Here is a 14,586-nt window from a genome sequence, read left to right on the forward strand (position 1 = left end):
TATGCCCGACGATCACCCCCTTGGAAGTTAGGCGCCATGCGACTGCGGCAGATCTTCGTCATCGGCCTCGCCCTCTCCCTGCTCGGCGTCGGCGTCCCCGCGTGGTCGGAGGACGATCCGCGCAGCTGCAACGACCTGATGTCCGAGGACGCCCCCGCGTACGTCGTCTGCCACTGGATGGCGACCCCCGACGAGGTCGACGACATCGCCAACTTCTGGCTCGGCAACGACGGCCAGAACATGAAGGACACCGGGCCGATGGACGACAACGTCGTCGACTGCACCACGTCCGGCGAGCGGTGCGCCGACTTCGACGCCGAGGGCGACGGCGAGATGCACGACGGCGGCGCTCCCGGCCCCGACGACGGCGGTGGTGAGGGCGGCACGCCCGAGTGCGAGACCGCCGAACCCTGCTTCATCGGCCCCGACGGGATCACCCCGGCCCAGGCCCAGCAGGCCGCCGAGACCCCCACCGGCCAGGCCGCCAAGACCGCCGCCGCCACGGGCCTGCGCATCTGGATCGACGCCGAACTGGCCGACGACTACCGGGCCGGCACCCTCGCCGCGGCGGCCAAGAAGCTCGCCGCCCTGGCCGTACAGCCGGGGGTCGTAGGGGTGCGGTTCAGCTCGCAGCTCGGCTATGACAAGGACTTCGAGACCGCCGACGACATGGACGCGTTCGTCGCCCAGGCCTCCGCCGCGCTCCGCCAGGCGGCGCCGGGCAAGAAGCTCGCCGTGCACACGCTGATGCCGGTGTTCGGCTGCGGCGCCGACGAAGCGTGCAAGACGGAGATCGCCAAGAAGTATCCGCTGCTCGACGCCGACCGCGTCGGCGCCTGGCTCACCAAGGGCCTCGTCGACCAGCTCGCCCTCGACAGCGGCCACCTGGCCACCGAGTACACCACCTGGCGGATCGACGCCGCCACCGCCCAGCGCAACCAGTGGATCCAGGTCCGCGCCCGCGCCTGGGACGCCTACGCGCAGATCGCCGCGGAGGACGCCGGCTTCACCACCCCCGGCACCGCCCAGCTCACCCCCGAGCAGGCCACCACGTCGATCACCGACCGCGTCGCGGCGCCCCTCCAGAACGACGCCGCCGAAACCGTCACCCTGTGGAGCCGCTGGCGCGACTCCCAGGGCCAGATCAGCCGGGCGTACGGCGAGAAGTGGGCGGCCAACACCACCTGGGACCAGCTCAAGAAGCTCACCACCATCCGCCCGCGCCTGGCCACCGTCTACGACCCGGCGACCCCCGAGGTGGACACCACCACGGACCTGAAGCACCTGTCCGAGGTCTTCGGCCAGATCTACCTGCACACCGCCTGAACGCTCCAGCCATGCTCGACACGGTCTTCGCCTGATCAGGCGCTACGCGCCGACGAGCTCAGGCTGTGACCGTGGGGGCAGCCCCCCACACCCCGGCGAGGGGGCCTCCCGGCCCTCTCCCGCTCCCCCGAGAGTGAAACGCTCCTCGCGCGGGACACAGACGCCTGGTTGGTTCGGCACGCCACCGAACCGCCCGGCCCATGGCAGGCACTCAGGACGCGAAGGTCTGCCCTGGTGAGGTCGTACCAGATAGGCGGCCTTTACTCACACCCCGCCTTTCGTGACGTGCCGTCACAACCTGATGGTCAATCCATTTGATGCCATCCTACGTATGAAGTGTTCGCCAGAAAGCTTGAAACGGTATCCTGACGGCCAGGAAGGGGGTGCTCATGCTTCTCGGTTTCCGGTTGGCGAACGTCCTGTCGTTCAGGAGCGATCAGCGCCTTTCGATGGTCGCGACGGAGCTGGGCAGCGGTGCCGCCCGTCGTCTCCCGATCAAGGAGGCCGGGCGGCCCGTATCCGTGGTGCCGGTCGTGGGCATCTACGGAGCGAACGCTTCGGGCAAGTCCAACACCCTCACCGGCCTGCGGATGATGCGTCATGCCGTGCTGAAATCCGTCGCCTGGGTCAACGAAGAGCACCCGGTCCGGCGCGTCCCCTTCGCGCTCGATCCCCAGTGCGCCGAGGAGACGTCCTTCTACGAGGTCGATCTCGAGCTGGACGGGATCCGCTACACCTACGGGTTCGAGATCGACGACGAGCGCGTGCATGCGGAGTGGCTGCATGCCTACCCCAAGGGACGGCGTCAGGTCTGGTTCGACCGGGACGGCGACGAGATCCACTTCGCCGGTGAGGGACTGCGTGGGGAGAAACAGGACCTGGTGCGGAAGACCCGGCCGGACTCCCTCTTCCTCACGGTTGCCGCCGAGTGGAACAACGAGCAGCTGCTGCCGGTGTTCGAGTGGTTCCGCGACAATCTGTGGTTGATCAGCCCCGAGCAGGACCGGCCGCAACGCCAGGAGTTCACCAAGGCGCGAGTGGTTCGCGAAGAGCGCTTCAGGGATCAGGTGGGGCGGCTGCTGACTCGGGCCGATCTGGGCATCGTCGGGTTCGACGACGAGGCGCTGCGGACGGGCGAGGTGCGCCTGCTGCATCGGGCCGGTGAGCACACCACTTCTCTGGATTTCGCCCACGAGTCGATGGGCACCCGCTCCTGGTTCGCGCTGCTCGGCCCGCTGCTGGAGGCGTTCCAGCAGGGGACCACGGTGCTGGTGGACGAGCTGGACGCCAGCCTGCATCCGGCCTTGGTGGCGGAGGTGATCTGGATGTTCGAGGACGCCGAGGTCAACGTCCGTGGTGCGCAGATGGTGTTCACCACGCATGACGCGTCACTTCTGCGTCCCCTCTCGGGCGGCGAGAGAATCCTCGACCGGGACATGGTGTGGATCAGCGAGAAGGATCATCAGGGGGTCACCCAGCTGTATCCGCTGTCGAGCCTGCGCCCGCCCCCGCGCCCGAACGAGAACCTCGAACGGGGATGGCTTCTGGGCCGCTTCGGCGGCGCACCTCGGGTCGCGCCCGGAGAGCTGGTGCGCGAGGCCGGGGAGGCGCTGGCTTGAGCCCCGACAAGCGAAAGACGAAGCGGCAACGCGGCTCGAGCTTGACGGCTCAGCCACCGCCTCGCGCGGCCAACCGGATCTTCTATGCGGTGGCTGAGGGCGCGGTCACGGAGTACGACTACCTGACCATGCTGCAGAACGCGTTCTCCGAACAGTGCTCGTTCCGGATCGACATGCCCCGATCTCGGCCGGACGACATGAAGCCGTGGCGGGTTGCCGAGCGCGTCCTGGCCGTGGCCGAGGAGGACGCCCGCCGGCCGGAAGGCGAGCAGTACGCCGAAATTTGGGCGCTCTTCGATCGCGACAGGCACAGGGACGTCGCCGAGGCCCTGGACGCGCTCGACGGACATTCGAAGGTCAGGGTGGCCTTTTCCAACCCCTCTTTCGACTTCTGGCTATATCTGCACTACGCGCTGCACGATGTGCCTCAGGACGGCTGGAATCATCAGATTCACCAACTCCTGGCACAGAGCCCAGGCTTCCTCGGGTTCGGTGCGAAGGACAAGAGGATCACCAAGGCCAGGGCCGACAACCTGCTCCCGCGCATCAAGATGACCTGCGACCATGCGCGGAGCCTGGACAAGCGTTGCAGGTCCGGCAAGTGTGCGCATCGGCGCGGCACGAAGCCGGACTGCGGCCCGCTTGATCAGGATCCGTCGACGGGGATGTGGCGTCTGCTTGAAAGCCTGGGGATCGCCTAGGGCGTAGGTCAGGGCTGGAGGAACGTGCCGAGTTCGGTGACGTCGATGAGGCCGTCGCCGTCCTGGTCGAGTTTGCGGACGCCTTCCTGGGCCGCCTCCAAAGTGATGGGGCGGCCGAGGACCTCCATCAGCCGTACCAGCTCGACGGCGGAGATGCGGCCGTCCTTGTCGGTGTCGATCAGGTCGAAGGTGATCGCGTAGTCGCTCATGGTGGCCCTTCCAGTGGATCGTGTCGGGTCAGACCTTAGTGGCGACTTGTCGTACTGCGTCAATGTTTGAGGTCACTTGTGGGTGTGGTGAGATCGCGGCCTGCCGGGGTAGTGAGGCGCGATGCGAATGACGTACACCAGCGACCTTTGGTGGAAGAACGCGGTCATCTACTGCCTGGACGTGGAGACGTTCAAGGACGGGAACGGTGATGGCATCGGCGACTTCCGGGGGCTCACGCAGCAGATCGACTATCTGGCGGGGCTCGGGGTCACCTGCCTGTGGCTGATGCCGTTCTATCCGACGCCCAAGCAGGACGATGGTTACGACGTCACCGACTACTACAGCGTCGATCCCCGGCTGGGCACGCTGGGTGACTTCGTGGAGTTCATGCGCACCGCGCACGACCGCGGCCTGCGGGTCATCGCCGACCTGGTCGTCAACCACACCTCCGACCAGCATCCCTGGTTCGTGGAGGCGCGTAAGAGCAAGGACTCGGCGCGGCGCGACTGGTACGTCTGGTCCGACACCCCGGAGCCGGAGCCCAAGGAGGTGGTCTTCCCCGACAAGGAGGACAGCGTCTGGGAGCTCGACGAGGGCACCGGCCAGTACTACCTGCACAGCTTCTACCGCCACCAGCCCGACGTGAACATGGGCAACCCCGAGGTGCGCGACGAGATCACCCGCATTCTGGGCTTCTGGATGGAGCTCGGGCTGTCGGGGTTCCGGGTCGACGCGGTGCCGTTCCTGATCGAGAACGTCGCGCCCGAGCTGCCCGACCCGCATGAGGTGCTGGCCGACCTGCGGGCCTTCATGACCCGGCGCAAGGGCGACTCGGTGCTGCTCGGCGAGGTCAACGTGGCCTACGACGAGCTGCTCGCCTACTTCGGCGACGGGCTCGGCGACCAGCTCAGCATGTGCTTCGACTTCATCGGCATGCAGCGCGCCTGGCTGTCGCTGGCCCGGGGCGAGGCCGCGCCGCTCGCCGCCGCGCTCAAGCAGCGGCCCGCGCCGCCGAAGGACTGCCAGTGGGCGGTGTTCCTGCGCAACCATGACGAGCTGACCCTGGACAAACTCACCGAGGACGAACGCCAGGAGATCTTCAAGGCGTTCGGCCCGGACAAGGACATGCAGCTCTTCGGCCGAGGGCTGCGCAGGCGGGTCCCGCCGATGCTCGGCGGCGACCCGCGGCACGTCAAGCTCGTCTACAGCCTGCTGTTCTCCCTGCCGGGCACCCCGGTGCTCTTCTACGGCGAGGAGATCGGCATGGGCGAGGACCTGCGGGCCGAAGGCCGCATGGCGGTCCGTACGCCCATGCAGTGGTCCAAGGAGGGCGGCTTCACCAGGGGCACGCCGGTGCGCGCGATGACCGAGGGCGAGTTCGGCCCCGAACGGGTCAACGTGGCCGACCAGTTGCGTGACACCTCATCGCTGCTGCGCTGGATCCAGCTTCTCATCGAGCGCTACCGCCAGTGTCCCGAGCTGGCCTGGGGCACCCACACCCTGCTGGAGTCCGGCAGCCCGGAGGTCTTCGCGCACCGCTGCGACGCCGATGGCGCCACGGTCATCGCAGTGCACAACCTCGCCGACCGCCACGCGGACGTCGAGCTGTCACTGGCCGGCCTGGAAGGCTGCCGGCTCACCGACCTCCTGGTGGACGGCACGCTGGAAGTGCCCGAGAGCGGCCGGGTGAGCCTGCCTCTCGACGGGTACGGCTGCCGCTGGCTGCGCGTCTCGTCCCCCGATGTCCCCCCTGAGGACGCCTCGATCCTGTCCCACTGAGGTTCATAGGTAGGACGGGCCGCTGACGCGGTGCCTGAAAGTCCACCACACCCAGGCCTGCGAGGCCACCAGCGGCGGCATCATGACCAGGATGACCGGGGCCAGCAGCGCGCCGGACGTCCCCGCCTCCAGGGGGAGCCGCAGCCCGGCCAGCACCCCGACGACGGCCACGGCGGCCGCCGTCAGGGCGAGGGTGCGCACCTCGCTCGCGCCGCCCGACAGCACCGCCGCCCGCTCGCGCAGCGTCCCGCGCAGCCGCAGCGCCGCGAAGGCCAGCCCGTGCGTGGCGAACAGCGCCGCGAGCGCCAGCGCGGGCAGCAGAGCGAGCGGGCCGCTCATCCCGAGCAGCACGTCGCTGAGCAGCAACCCCCAGCTCAGCGCCAGCCCCCAACTGCCGGCGACGATCGCCCCATCCCACAGCGACCACCAGCGCGGGCCCGATACCCGGCCGCGCAGCCACAGCCCCATGTCGCGGATCACCCACGACAGCAGCAGCACCACGACCAGCGAGTAGTGCGCGGCCATCAGGTCGCCCTCCAGCTTGGGGAACAGGCCGACGAGCACTCCGGCGGTGGCCACCAGCCACACCTCGTTGCCGAGGAAGAACGGCGCGATGGCGGCGATCGTCTCACGCCGCTCGCCCGAGGTCCGCCCCAGGTACGGCAGCAGCATGCCGACCCCGATATCGGCCCCCGCCAGCACCAGATAGCCGAGTGCGAAGAAGGCCAGGATGAAGATCTCCATATCCGCTCCCTCAGAACGTCGCGACGGGGACGGCCGCCTCGATGGGCCGATCGCCCAGGGTCACGCCGGCGGGCCCGCGCCGGGCGGCCCTGGCCAGCAGCCAGTAATTGATCACGATCAGTACGGCGAACACCGAGGTGAAGGCGATGACCGAGAACCGCATCTGCCCGGCGCTCACCGGGGACATCGCCTCAGCCGTCGTCAGCAGCCCATAGACCGCCCACGGCTGCCGCCCCATCTCACGGAAGATCCACCCGCCCAGCATCGCGACGAACGGCACCGGGATCATCGCGGTCAGCAGCCAGTGCCAGATCCGCAGCCCTCGAACCACCGGCCGGAACAGCATCAGCAGGAAACTCAGCCCGGCGAAGAAGAACATCAGCGCGAACAGGATCAGCATCGTCATCGCCCCGCTCTGCACCCACGCCACGGGCGGCAGGTAGTCGCCGGGCCCGTGCAGCGCCACCATCTCGGCCTGCGCCTCGGCCATCCGCCCGGCGTTCCCTACCCAGGCGGCGCTCTTCGCCGGCTGGAGCGTCTGGAACGCGATGCCGCCGAACGTGGCGGTGACCAGTGTCGCGGGCAGCGCGACCGTGATCCCGACGCGCAGCGACTTGCGGAAGAAGTCCTGCTCGGCCGTCCGCCTGCGCAGGTGGTAGGCGCTCACCCCGGCCATGAAGAACCCGGCGACCACCAGCGCGCCGCTCAGGATGTGCCCGAACGCCACCAGCGCCGCCGGGTTGGCCACCATCGCGCCGAAGTCGCCCAGGTGCAGCACCCCGTCCTGGACCCGGTGGCCGACGGGGTGCTGCAGGAAGCCGTTCGCCACCATGATCCAGAACGCCGAGGCGTAGGCGGTGAGCGTGACCACCCAGATCAGCGTCAGATGGGCCCAGCGGTTCAGCTTGTTCCAGCCGAAGATCCACAGGCCCAGGAACGTCGCCTCGACGAAGAACGCCATCATGGTCTCGAGTGCCAGCGCCGAGCCGAACGCGTTGCCCGCGAACTTCGTCAGGCCGCTCCACGACAGCCCGAGCTGAAACTCCATGACCAGCCCGGTGACGATGCCCATCGCGTAGTTGATGATGTAGAGCTGCCCCCAGAAGCGCGTCATCGCCTGGTGGACCGGGTCGCGCCCGAACGTGGCCCGGGTCTGGAGGAGGGCCACCAGCGTCGCCAGGCCGAGCGTCAGCGCGACGAACAGGAAGTGCGCGCCTGCGGTGAGCGCGAACTGCAGGCGGGCGAGTTCCACGGTTTCCATGCCGAGGAGCATCCGGCCCTGGCCTGCCCCGGCGCGTCAGCCCAGCGCGGGCACCTGGTGTACACCTCCGGTGACATGACGCCGGAAGGCGTACGACTCAGGAGGTAAGCCGGCCCGTAAGGGGTGAACCGGCCCGTAAGGGGTGAGCCGGCCCGTCACGGGTGACCCGGCCCGTTAGAGGTGACCCGGCGGCCCGTTAGAGGTGAGCCGGTCCGTCAGGGAGTAAGCCAGCCCGGCGTGATGAGTCCGGCCTCGTAGGCGAGCACCACGAGCTGGGCCCGGTCGCGCACCCGGAGCTTGCTCATGATCCGGCTGACGTGCGTCTTGGCCGTGGCCGGGCTGAGCACCAGCCTGGCCGCGATCTCGTCGTTGGACAGCCCGCCCGCGACCAGCCCCAGGACCTCCCGCTCCCGCTCGGTGAGCGCGTTGAGCTCGGGCCCCGGCTCCGGGCGCTTGACCCGGCTCGCGAACTCGGCGATCAGCTTGCGGGTGACGGACGGCGCGATCAGCGCGTCGCCCCTGGCGACCACCCGGACGGCGTGGATCAGCTCGGCGGGCTCGGTGTCCTTGACCAGGAAGCCGCTGGCGCCCGCGCGCAGCGCGCCGTAGACGTAGTCGTCGAGGTCGAACGTGGTCAGGATGATCACTCTGACCTGCGCCAGCCGTGGGTCGGCGATGATCTGGCGGGTGGCCTCCAGCCCGTCGAGCCGGGGCATGCGGATGTCCATGAGGACCACGTCGGGCCTGCTCTCGCGGGCTCCGGCCACCGCCTCGGCGCCGTTGGCGGCCTCGGCCACCACCTCGATGTCGTCCTCGTCGCTCAGGATGGACCGGAACCCGGCCCGTACCAGATGCTGATCATCGGCGAGCAGCGTGCGAATCATGACACTCCGTCCGGATGGGGATGGCCGGTGGGCGGCGTGCGGGTCATGGCGCTCCGTTCAGCGGTAGTCGGGCGGTGACTCGGAAGCCGCCTTCGGGTCTGGGGCCCGCGTCGAGGCTGCCGCCCAGTGCGGTGGCGCGTTCGCGCATGCCCTGCAAGCCGAAGCCGCTGCCCTCGGTGAAGGTGACGCCCGGACCAGCATCCTCAACGCGGATCACGATATTTCCGGACGTGTTGCTGACGGTCAGGGTGGCTTCCTCGCTGCCGGAGTGCCGGGACACGTTCGTCAGCGCCTCCCGGATGATCCGGGCCGCGGCCAGATCCACCTCGGCGGGCACCGCGTCCAACGGCCCCGACACCTCGGTGCGCACGCTCAGCCCGGAGGTTTCCACCAGCGCGTCCAGCCGCGCCAGACTCCCGGCGGGCGCGGTCGGCGCGTCCTCGTCCACCTGGCGCAGCACCCCCAGCGTGGTACGCAGCTCGCGCAGCGTCTCCTTGCTCGTGTCCTTGATCGTACGCAGCGCCGACTCGGCCTCCTCGGGCCGCTTCTTCAGCCCGTGCAACGCGGCCGAGGCCTGCACGTTGATCATGGAGATGTTGTGCCCGAGCAGGTCGTGCAGCTCCCTGGCGATGCGCAGCCGCTCCTCGCCGGCCCGCCGCCTGGCCTCCTCCTCCTTGCTGTGCTCCGCGTCGCGCACCCGCTGCTCTGCCTCCCGCAGGAAGGCGCGGCGGTTGTGGGTCACGCCGCCCGCGGCGATGGCGGCCACCACCCAGCCCGCGATCATCACGAAGGTGCTGTCGTCGACGTGCCGGGTGCCCTGGAGCTCGCCGAGCCCCATGGCCAGTAACGAGGCCGCGCCGGTGGCGATGGCGGCGATGAGACGGCCCCGGTCGGCGGCGGTGTAGAGGACCACGAACGGCAGGAAGATGAGCGGCGCGTCGAGCCTGGCGAAGGGATAGTAGGCGACCACGGCCGCCGACACGACCACCAGCGCGAGCACCGGATAACGCTCGCGGAGCAGCATCCCCGCCGTGGCGATGAGCGGCAGCAGCACGTCCAGGACGTTGGGCTGTCTGTCCGGCCGGACCGCCCAGGTGATGGCCACGGCGGCCACCACCACGGCGATCACGGCGAGCGACCCGACGGTGCCCGTCGTCAACCTGCGCATGCTGCCCATTGTCCACGGCCTGCGCGGCGGATACATCAACCCCTGGTGGTAGCCCCGGTGCACGCGGGTAGTGCTGAGGAATGAGCACCAAAGACGACCTGCGCCGCCTCGACGAGGATTTGGCGAAGCTGAAGCAGGATAATAAGGACCTACGCGACCAGATCCGTGACATGGGGGCGACCGACCAGTTCGAGATCGCCGCCATGATCGCTCAGGCCGATGAGCGGGCGGGACTCATCGCCGAGCTGGAAGCGCGCAGGGAGACCCTGCGCCTGCGGCTGGAACAGGAGTGAGCGCTCCGAGGGCCGGCCGGCCCCCGAAGCGCGTCAGCGCAGCGGCGCGCCGACCTCGTTGAGATGGCCGAGCGCCTGGCTGTAGGACTTGATCAGCCCGGTCTCCAGGTAGCTGACGCCGATCTCCTCGCAGTAGCGCCGGACGATCGGCTGGGCCTTGCGCAGGTTGGGCGCGGGCATGTTCGGGAACAGGTGGTGCTCGATCTGGTAGTTGAGCTGGCCGAGCAGCACGTCGGTGAAGATGCCGCCCTTGACGTTGCGCGAGGTCAGCACCTGCTTGCGCAGGAAGTCGAGCTTGTCCTCGGCGGTCAGGATCGGCATTCCCTTGTGGTTGGGCGCGAACGAGCAGCCCAGGTAGATGCCGAACAGCGCCTGGTGCACGACGATGAACGCCAGCGCCATGCCCACCGGCAGCACGGTGAAGATCAGGCCGAAGTAGAGCACGAAGTGGACGGCCAGCAGCGCGCCCTCGGTGCCGCGGCGCTTGGCCGTGGGCTTGAAAACCTCTTTGACGCTGGCGACGTGCAGGTGCCAGGCTTCGAGGGTGAGGAGCGGGAAGAACCAGTAGGCCTGCCGCCTGGCGATGAAGCGGGCCAGGGCGGTGGTCCTGCCCAGCTGGTCCTGCGACCAGACGATCACCGAAGGGGAGACGTCCGGGTCGTGGTCCTCATGGTTGGGATTGGCGTGGTGCCGGTTGTGCTTGTTGTTCCACCAGCCCCAGCCGAGCCCGATGCCCAGGTTGCCGAACAGCACCCCGGCCATGTCGCTCGCCCGGCGGGTCCTGAAGACCTGCCGGTGGCCCATGTCATGGGAGACGAACCCGATCTGGGTGGAGATCACGGCGAGCAGGACCGCGACGAGCAGTTGCCACCACGAGGCGCCGACCCAGACGAACAGCGCCCACGCGCCCAGGTACGCGCCCATGACGAGGCTCATCCGGATCGCGTAGTAGACAGGCCGCCGGTTCAGCAGACCGGCTTCGGTGATCTTGTTGACGAGTCTGGCGAAGTCGCTGCCTCGGGTTCCGAGCGTGACGGGATCGGCCACTGGTCTCCTTCTGTCGCGGGTGGAAGCTGCCCCCACATTGGCGCATTCGCCGCGATTGCGGAAGTTCGAAAGTGGCGCTCCGTGTGTAGCAGCGGCTGGCATGCGTTGCCGCACTGCTCCTACCACAGTACGCAGCCCCTAGACCGCCCGGACCTTGTGGGGACGTACTAAATGTTCAAACCCTGGTTATAGGCCGGAGGCCTTCCCAGTCCCACGGGAGACCCGCTCCTTCTTCAGGAGAGCGGCACCGGCGTGGCGGCTTCGCCCGCGTCACGGCAGGTCGGTGGCTGTTGCGAGCACAACGCGAACAGGCGGCACCGCTCGTGCGGTGCCGCTGGGAGCGGGGCGGAGCGGGTTAGCTCGCCGAGAGGCGATCGAAGAGGGCCAGGGCGGCCTGCCGTACGTCCGCGGGCGACAGCCCGTCGAGCGTCTGCCTGGCCTGGGTGGCGTCGCGGGTCGTGGCGAGTGTGATCGCCACGGACTTCGCCGCGGCACGGTCGATCGATCCGGCCGGCGCGGCGTCGGCGAGCTGCTGGGCGTTCGCGGCGAGGTCGAGGTTGTCTCTCAACGGGCCTCCTCGGGTGTTGGTCGGCCTATTGCATCACCTTGCGTCATGCTCCATCCACCATTCGGTGAATTCCCGGCACCTGCCGTCGGGAAGGAATCGGATGACCCAGAGGTTGCTATACGTTTTGTCCGGATATGTCGTGACGCCTTGGATGACGCTCACCTCGTCGGTGAGACACACCGGATGCCACTCGAACGTCGTCTCCCTCGGTTTGTCCTGGTGGGCGAGCCAGTTCGCGATGATCTCGTCCCGGCCGCGCGCGGGCATGCTGTACGGCTCGTTGTAGTAGACGGCGTCCTCGGCGAACAGGGCGGCGATCTCGTCCGGGTCGTTGGACTCCCATGCCCGGAGGTAGCCCTCGATCCACGGCTGCGGCTCGACCATGACGCTAGGCCCGCGGGTCCTCGGCTGCCATGGTCACCACGGCACGCCCATCAATACGCTCGGTCATAGGCCCCGGCCTACCCTCCGGACCGCGCTTCACGCCCCCGGCACGGCCAGCCCGGACTCGTAGGCGGCGATCACCGCCTGCACCCGGTCGCGCAGGCCGAGCTTGGTGAGCAGGTTGCTGACGTGCGTCTTCACGGTGTGCTCGCTGACCACCAGAGTCGCGGCGATCTCCGCGTTGGACAGCCCACGGGCGATCAACTGCAGCGTCTCGCGCTCCCTGGCAGTCAGTACGGCCAGCGCCCCGGCCGCCTGTGCGGCGGGCTTCCCCGGCCTGGACGTGAACTCGTGGATCAGCCGCGTCGTGACCGTCGGAGCCAGCAGCGACTCACCCCCGGCGACCACCCGCACGGCGTTGACCAGGTCGTCCCTGCGCACGTCCTTGAGCAGGAACCCGCTGGCCCCCGCCCGCAGCGCGTCGTAGACGTAGTCGTCCAGGTCGAACGTGGTCAGCATGAGCACCCGGCACGCCGACTCGGCGCACACGATCCGGGCCGCCTCGATGCCGTCCATCCTGGGCATCCGGATGTCGAGCAGCAGCACGTCCGGGGCGTGCTCGCGGACCGCGGCCACCGCCTGCAGCCCGTCGCCCGCCTCGGCCACCACCTCCATGTCCGGCTGCGCGTCCAGGATCATCGTGAACCCACCCCTGACCAGCTCCTGATCGTCGGCCACCACGACGCGGACGACCGGGGCGGACTCCGTACCGGTCATGATCGAGCCGCCGGGAGGCGTACCGAGACCTGGAAGCCGGGGGCGTTCGGGCGGGGGCCGGCGGTCGCGATGCCGCCGCAGGCGGCGGCGCGCTCGCGGACGCCGATCAGCCCGTGCCCGCTGGACGGCAGCGCCAGGCCGGAGCCCTGCCCGTCGTCGGTGATGTCGATCATCAGCGTGTCGTCCTCCCAGGTGAGCCGGATGTCCGCGTGCCGCGCGCCGGCGTGCTTGACGATGTTGGTGAGCGCTTCCTGGGTGATCCGGTAGGCGGCGACCGCACAGTCCGGAGTCACGGGGCGGGCCGCGCCCACGGTGTGGAAGGCCACCTTCAAGCCGGTCTCCGCGACCTGGGCCGCCAGCTCGGGCAGGTCCTCGACGGTGGGCTGCGGGGCCCGCGGCGCCCCGTCCGCGTTCGGGGTGCCCAGCATGCGCCGGAGCTGGACCATCGCGTCGCGCCCTGCCCCGGCGATGGCCTCGAAGGCGGCCTCGGCCCGCTCGGGGTCGTTCCTGACGGCCACCGGCCCGGCTTCGGCCTGGACGACCATGAGGCTGACCGCGTGGGCGAGGATGTCGTGCATGTCGCGGGCGATTCTGGCCCGCTCGCGTTCGGCCGCGCGTTCGGCTTCCATCTGACGTTCCCTTTCCAGCCGAGTGGCCCGCTCCTCCAGCGCCGCCGCGTGGGCGCGGCTGGTGGCCGCCGCCCTGCCGATGGCGTACGAGGCGACGAGCAGCACGGCGCTGCGCAACGCCGTCTCCGACGAGCCGACGAACGCCGTCATACCGGCGGCGGTCAGGACGAGGGTGATGATTCTGGTCCAGAAGGTGGAGTAGGCGGCGACGGTGTAGAAACCGACCAGCGAGCCGTACCACACGGGCTGGTCGGCCACCTGCTCGGACAGGTCGTACATCGCGCTGATGGACAGGCTCAGCAGCAGGACGGGCAGGGGGAAGCGGCGGCGCCAGATCAGCGGCAGCGACGAGGCGACCGCGACGGCGTAGCCCCACCAGCTGTACGGCACGCCGGTCCAGCTCTCGCTGGACAGCAGCGGCCAGAGCTGCGCGACCGTGATCAGCGCGGTGAGCGCCCCGTCCGCCTGGAGGGGAGGGACCGCGCGCAGTCGCCTGCGGAGTACGGAGATGAGCGGGGGATCGGGCACGATGTCCCATCTTTCCGCATGATCACGCATGAGCCAGGGCGGTCTTCCGTGGCCGCGTCGCCAGCGGCAGGAACGCGATCATCGCGACGACGGCGCCGACGGGGATGAGGTCCAGCGACGCGAACGGCAGCAGTATCTGGACCAGTACGAGCACCGGCACCCAGACCTTGACCTGGCGTCGCACGGCGAGGTGGACGACCAGGGCGAGCTGGGCGAGGTAGAAGAGGATCGGCCCGGCCTGGTAGACCAGCAGCGGCACGCCGGGTACGGCCTGCACCTGGTCGAACAGCGGGCCCATGGCCTCGTGGTCGGCGGCCATGAACCCGACCACGATGTCGATCGCGAACTGGACGAAGGCGAACGCGATCCCGGCGAGTCCGGCCACCAGAATGCCGGTGGCGACCCGGTTACGCCCCAGCATCACCCACATATCCCGAAATATCACGGCGAAGAGCACTAAAGCGCCCATGAAGGCGAGATGTCCGAGCGTCCAGGCGGGCCCGGGGCCTCTGCTGCCGTCGAACCCGTCGACGACGCGGAGCACTCCGTACACCATGGCGAGCGCGGGGGCGGCAAGGTAAGCAGGGCGGGTGATCATGACGTGATCTCCTCGGGGCGGGGCTGGGGGCCTCCGATGACCTCGGAGCGGCGCGATTCCGGCTGTCCGG

Annotated in this window: 16 protein-coding genes; 5 read left to right on the forward strand and 11 right to left on the reverse strand. The window is 69.2% G+C overall.

Features of this window, described 5'->3' with window-relative positions; genetic code table 11:
• Positions 1-36: 36 nt before the first annotated feature.
• The 3 genes from IEY87_RS40705 to IEY87_RS40715 all read left to right on the forward strand — a co-directional run bounded on the left by IEY87_RS40705 (position 37) and on the right by IEY87_RS40715 (position 3,646).
• Positions 37-1,326, forward strand: a complete 1,290-nt coding sequence (locus tag IEY87_RS40705; protein ID WP_189144217.1) for a hypothetical protein — start codon at positions 37-39, stop codon at positions 1,324-1,326.
• Positions 1,327-1,715: 389 nt separating this feature from the next.
• Positions 1,716-2,945 carry an AAA family ATPase gene (locus tag IEY87_RS40710; protein ID WP_189144218.1) on the forward strand — a complete coding sequence of 410 codons (1,230 nt, stop codon included), beginning with the start codon at positions 1,716-1,718 and terminating at the stop codon, positions 2,943-2,945.
• On the forward strand, positions 2,942-3,646 hold the full coding sequence (locus IEY87_RS40715; RefSeq protein WP_189144219.1) for an RloB family protein: 705 nt from the start codon (positions 2,942-2,944) through the stop codon (positions 3,644-3,646). Before IEY87_RS40710 ends, IEY87_RS40715 begins: the two co-directional genes overlap by 4 nt.
• Positions 3,647-3,654: 8 nt before the next feature.
• On the opposite strand, the gene IEY87_RS40720 is transcribed toward IEY87_RS40715, so the two are convergent.
• Complete coding sequence (locus IEY87_RS40720; protein ID WP_189144220.1) at positions 3,655-3,855, reverse strand: EF-hand domain-containing protein; 201 nt, start codon at positions 3,853-3,855, stop codon at positions 3,655-3,657.
• Positions 3,856-3,976: 121 nt separating this feature from the next.
• Here IEY87_RS40720 and IEY87_RS40725 point away from each other — a divergent pair, with 121 nt between their 5' ends.
• The gene (locus IEY87_RS40725) at positions 3,977-5,635 is read left to right on the forward strand and encodes an alpha-amylase family protein (protein ID WP_189144221.1); all 1,659 of its coding nucleotides are present in this window, start codon (positions 3,977-3,979) and stop codon (positions 5,633-5,635) included.
• A 3-nt stretch (positions 5,636-5,638) separates the two neighbouring features.
• Here the strand turns inward: IEY87_RS40725 and IEY87_RS40730 are convergent, their stop codons facing one another.
• From IEY87_RS40730 to IEY87_RS40745, 4 genes are all read right to left on the reverse strand, one after another.
• Positions 5,639-6,379 (reverse strand): cytochrome d ubiquinol oxidase subunit II, encoded by a 741-nt coding sequence (locus IEY87_RS40730; protein WP_189144222.1) that lies wholly within the window; start codon positions 6,377-6,379, stop codon positions 5,639-5,641.
• Between the two features lie 10 nt (positions 6,380-6,389).
• Positions 6,390-7,640, reverse strand: a complete 1,251-nt coding sequence (locus tag IEY87_RS40735) for a cytochrome ubiquinol oxidase subunit I (protein ID WP_189144223.1) — start codon at positions 7,638-7,640, stop codon at positions 6,390-6,392.
• Between the two features lie 215 nt (positions 7,641-7,855).
• Positions 7,856-8,524, reverse strand: a complete 669-nt coding sequence (locus IEY87_RS40740) for a response regulator transcription factor (RefSeq protein WP_189144224.1) — start codon at positions 8,522-8,524, stop codon at positions 7,856-7,858.
• Positions 8,525-8,567: 43 nt separating this feature from the next.
• Entirely contained in the window at positions 8,568-9,692 is a 1,125-nt protein-coding gene (locus tag IEY87_RS40745) for a sensor histidine kinase (protein WP_189144225.1), read from the reverse strand.
• Between the two features lie 80 nt (positions 9,693-9,772).
• Here IEY87_RS40745 and IEY87_RS40750 point away from each other — a divergent pair, with 80 nt between their 5' ends.
• Positions 9,773-9,985, forward strand: a complete 213-nt coding sequence (locus IEY87_RS40750) for a hypothetical protein (RefSeq protein ID WP_189144226.1) — start codon at positions 9,773-9,775, stop codon at positions 9,983-9,985.
• A 33-nt stretch (positions 9,986-10,018) separates the two neighbouring features.
• Here the strand turns inward: IEY87_RS40750 and IEY87_RS40755 are convergent, their stop codons facing one another.
• The 6 genes from IEY87_RS40755 to IEY87_RS40780 form a co-directional block, all read right to left on the reverse strand.
• Complete coding sequence (locus IEY87_RS40755) at positions 10,019-11,032, reverse strand: fatty acid desaturase family protein (RefSeq protein WP_372462293.1); 1,014 nt, start codon at positions 11,030-11,032, stop codon at positions 10,019-10,021.
• Positions 11,033-11,387: 355 nt separating this feature from the next.
• Positions 11,388-11,600 (reverse strand): hypothetical protein, encoded by a 213-nt coding sequence (locus IEY87_RS40760; protein WP_189144227.1) that lies wholly within the window; start codon positions 11,598-11,600, stop codon positions 11,388-11,390.
• 33 nt (positions 11,601-11,633) lie between these two features.
• Positions 11,634-11,984 (reverse strand): nuclear transport factor 2 family protein, encoded by a 351-nt coding sequence (locus tag IEY87_RS40765; protein WP_189144228.1) that lies wholly within the window; start codon positions 11,982-11,984, stop codon positions 11,634-11,636.
• A 96-nt stretch (positions 11,985-12,080) separates the two neighbouring features.
• Complete coding sequence (locus IEY87_RS40770; RefSeq protein ID WP_189144229.1) at positions 12,081-12,761, reverse strand: response regulator; 681 nt, start codon at positions 12,759-12,761, stop codon at positions 12,081-12,083.
• Positions 12,758-13,918, reverse strand: a complete 1,161-nt coding sequence (locus IEY87_RS40775; protein WP_225278132.1) for a sensor histidine kinase — start codon at positions 13,916-13,918, stop codon at positions 12,758-12,760. Before IEY87_RS40775 ends, IEY87_RS40770 begins: the two co-directional genes overlap by 4 nt.
• 22 nt (positions 13,919-13,940) lie before the next feature.
• Complete coding sequence (locus tag IEY87_RS40780; RefSeq protein WP_189144231.1) at positions 13,941-14,516, reverse strand: hypothetical protein; 576 nt, start codon at positions 14,514-14,516, stop codon at positions 13,941-13,943.
• Positions 14,517-14,586 lie beyond the last annotated feature (70 nt).

The sequence above is a fragment of the Nonomuraea glycinis genome (assembly GCF_014646515.1).
GTDB classification, from domain to species: Bacteria; Actinomycetota; Actinomycetes; order Streptosporangiales; family Streptosporangiaceae; genus Nonomuraea; species Nonomuraea glycinis.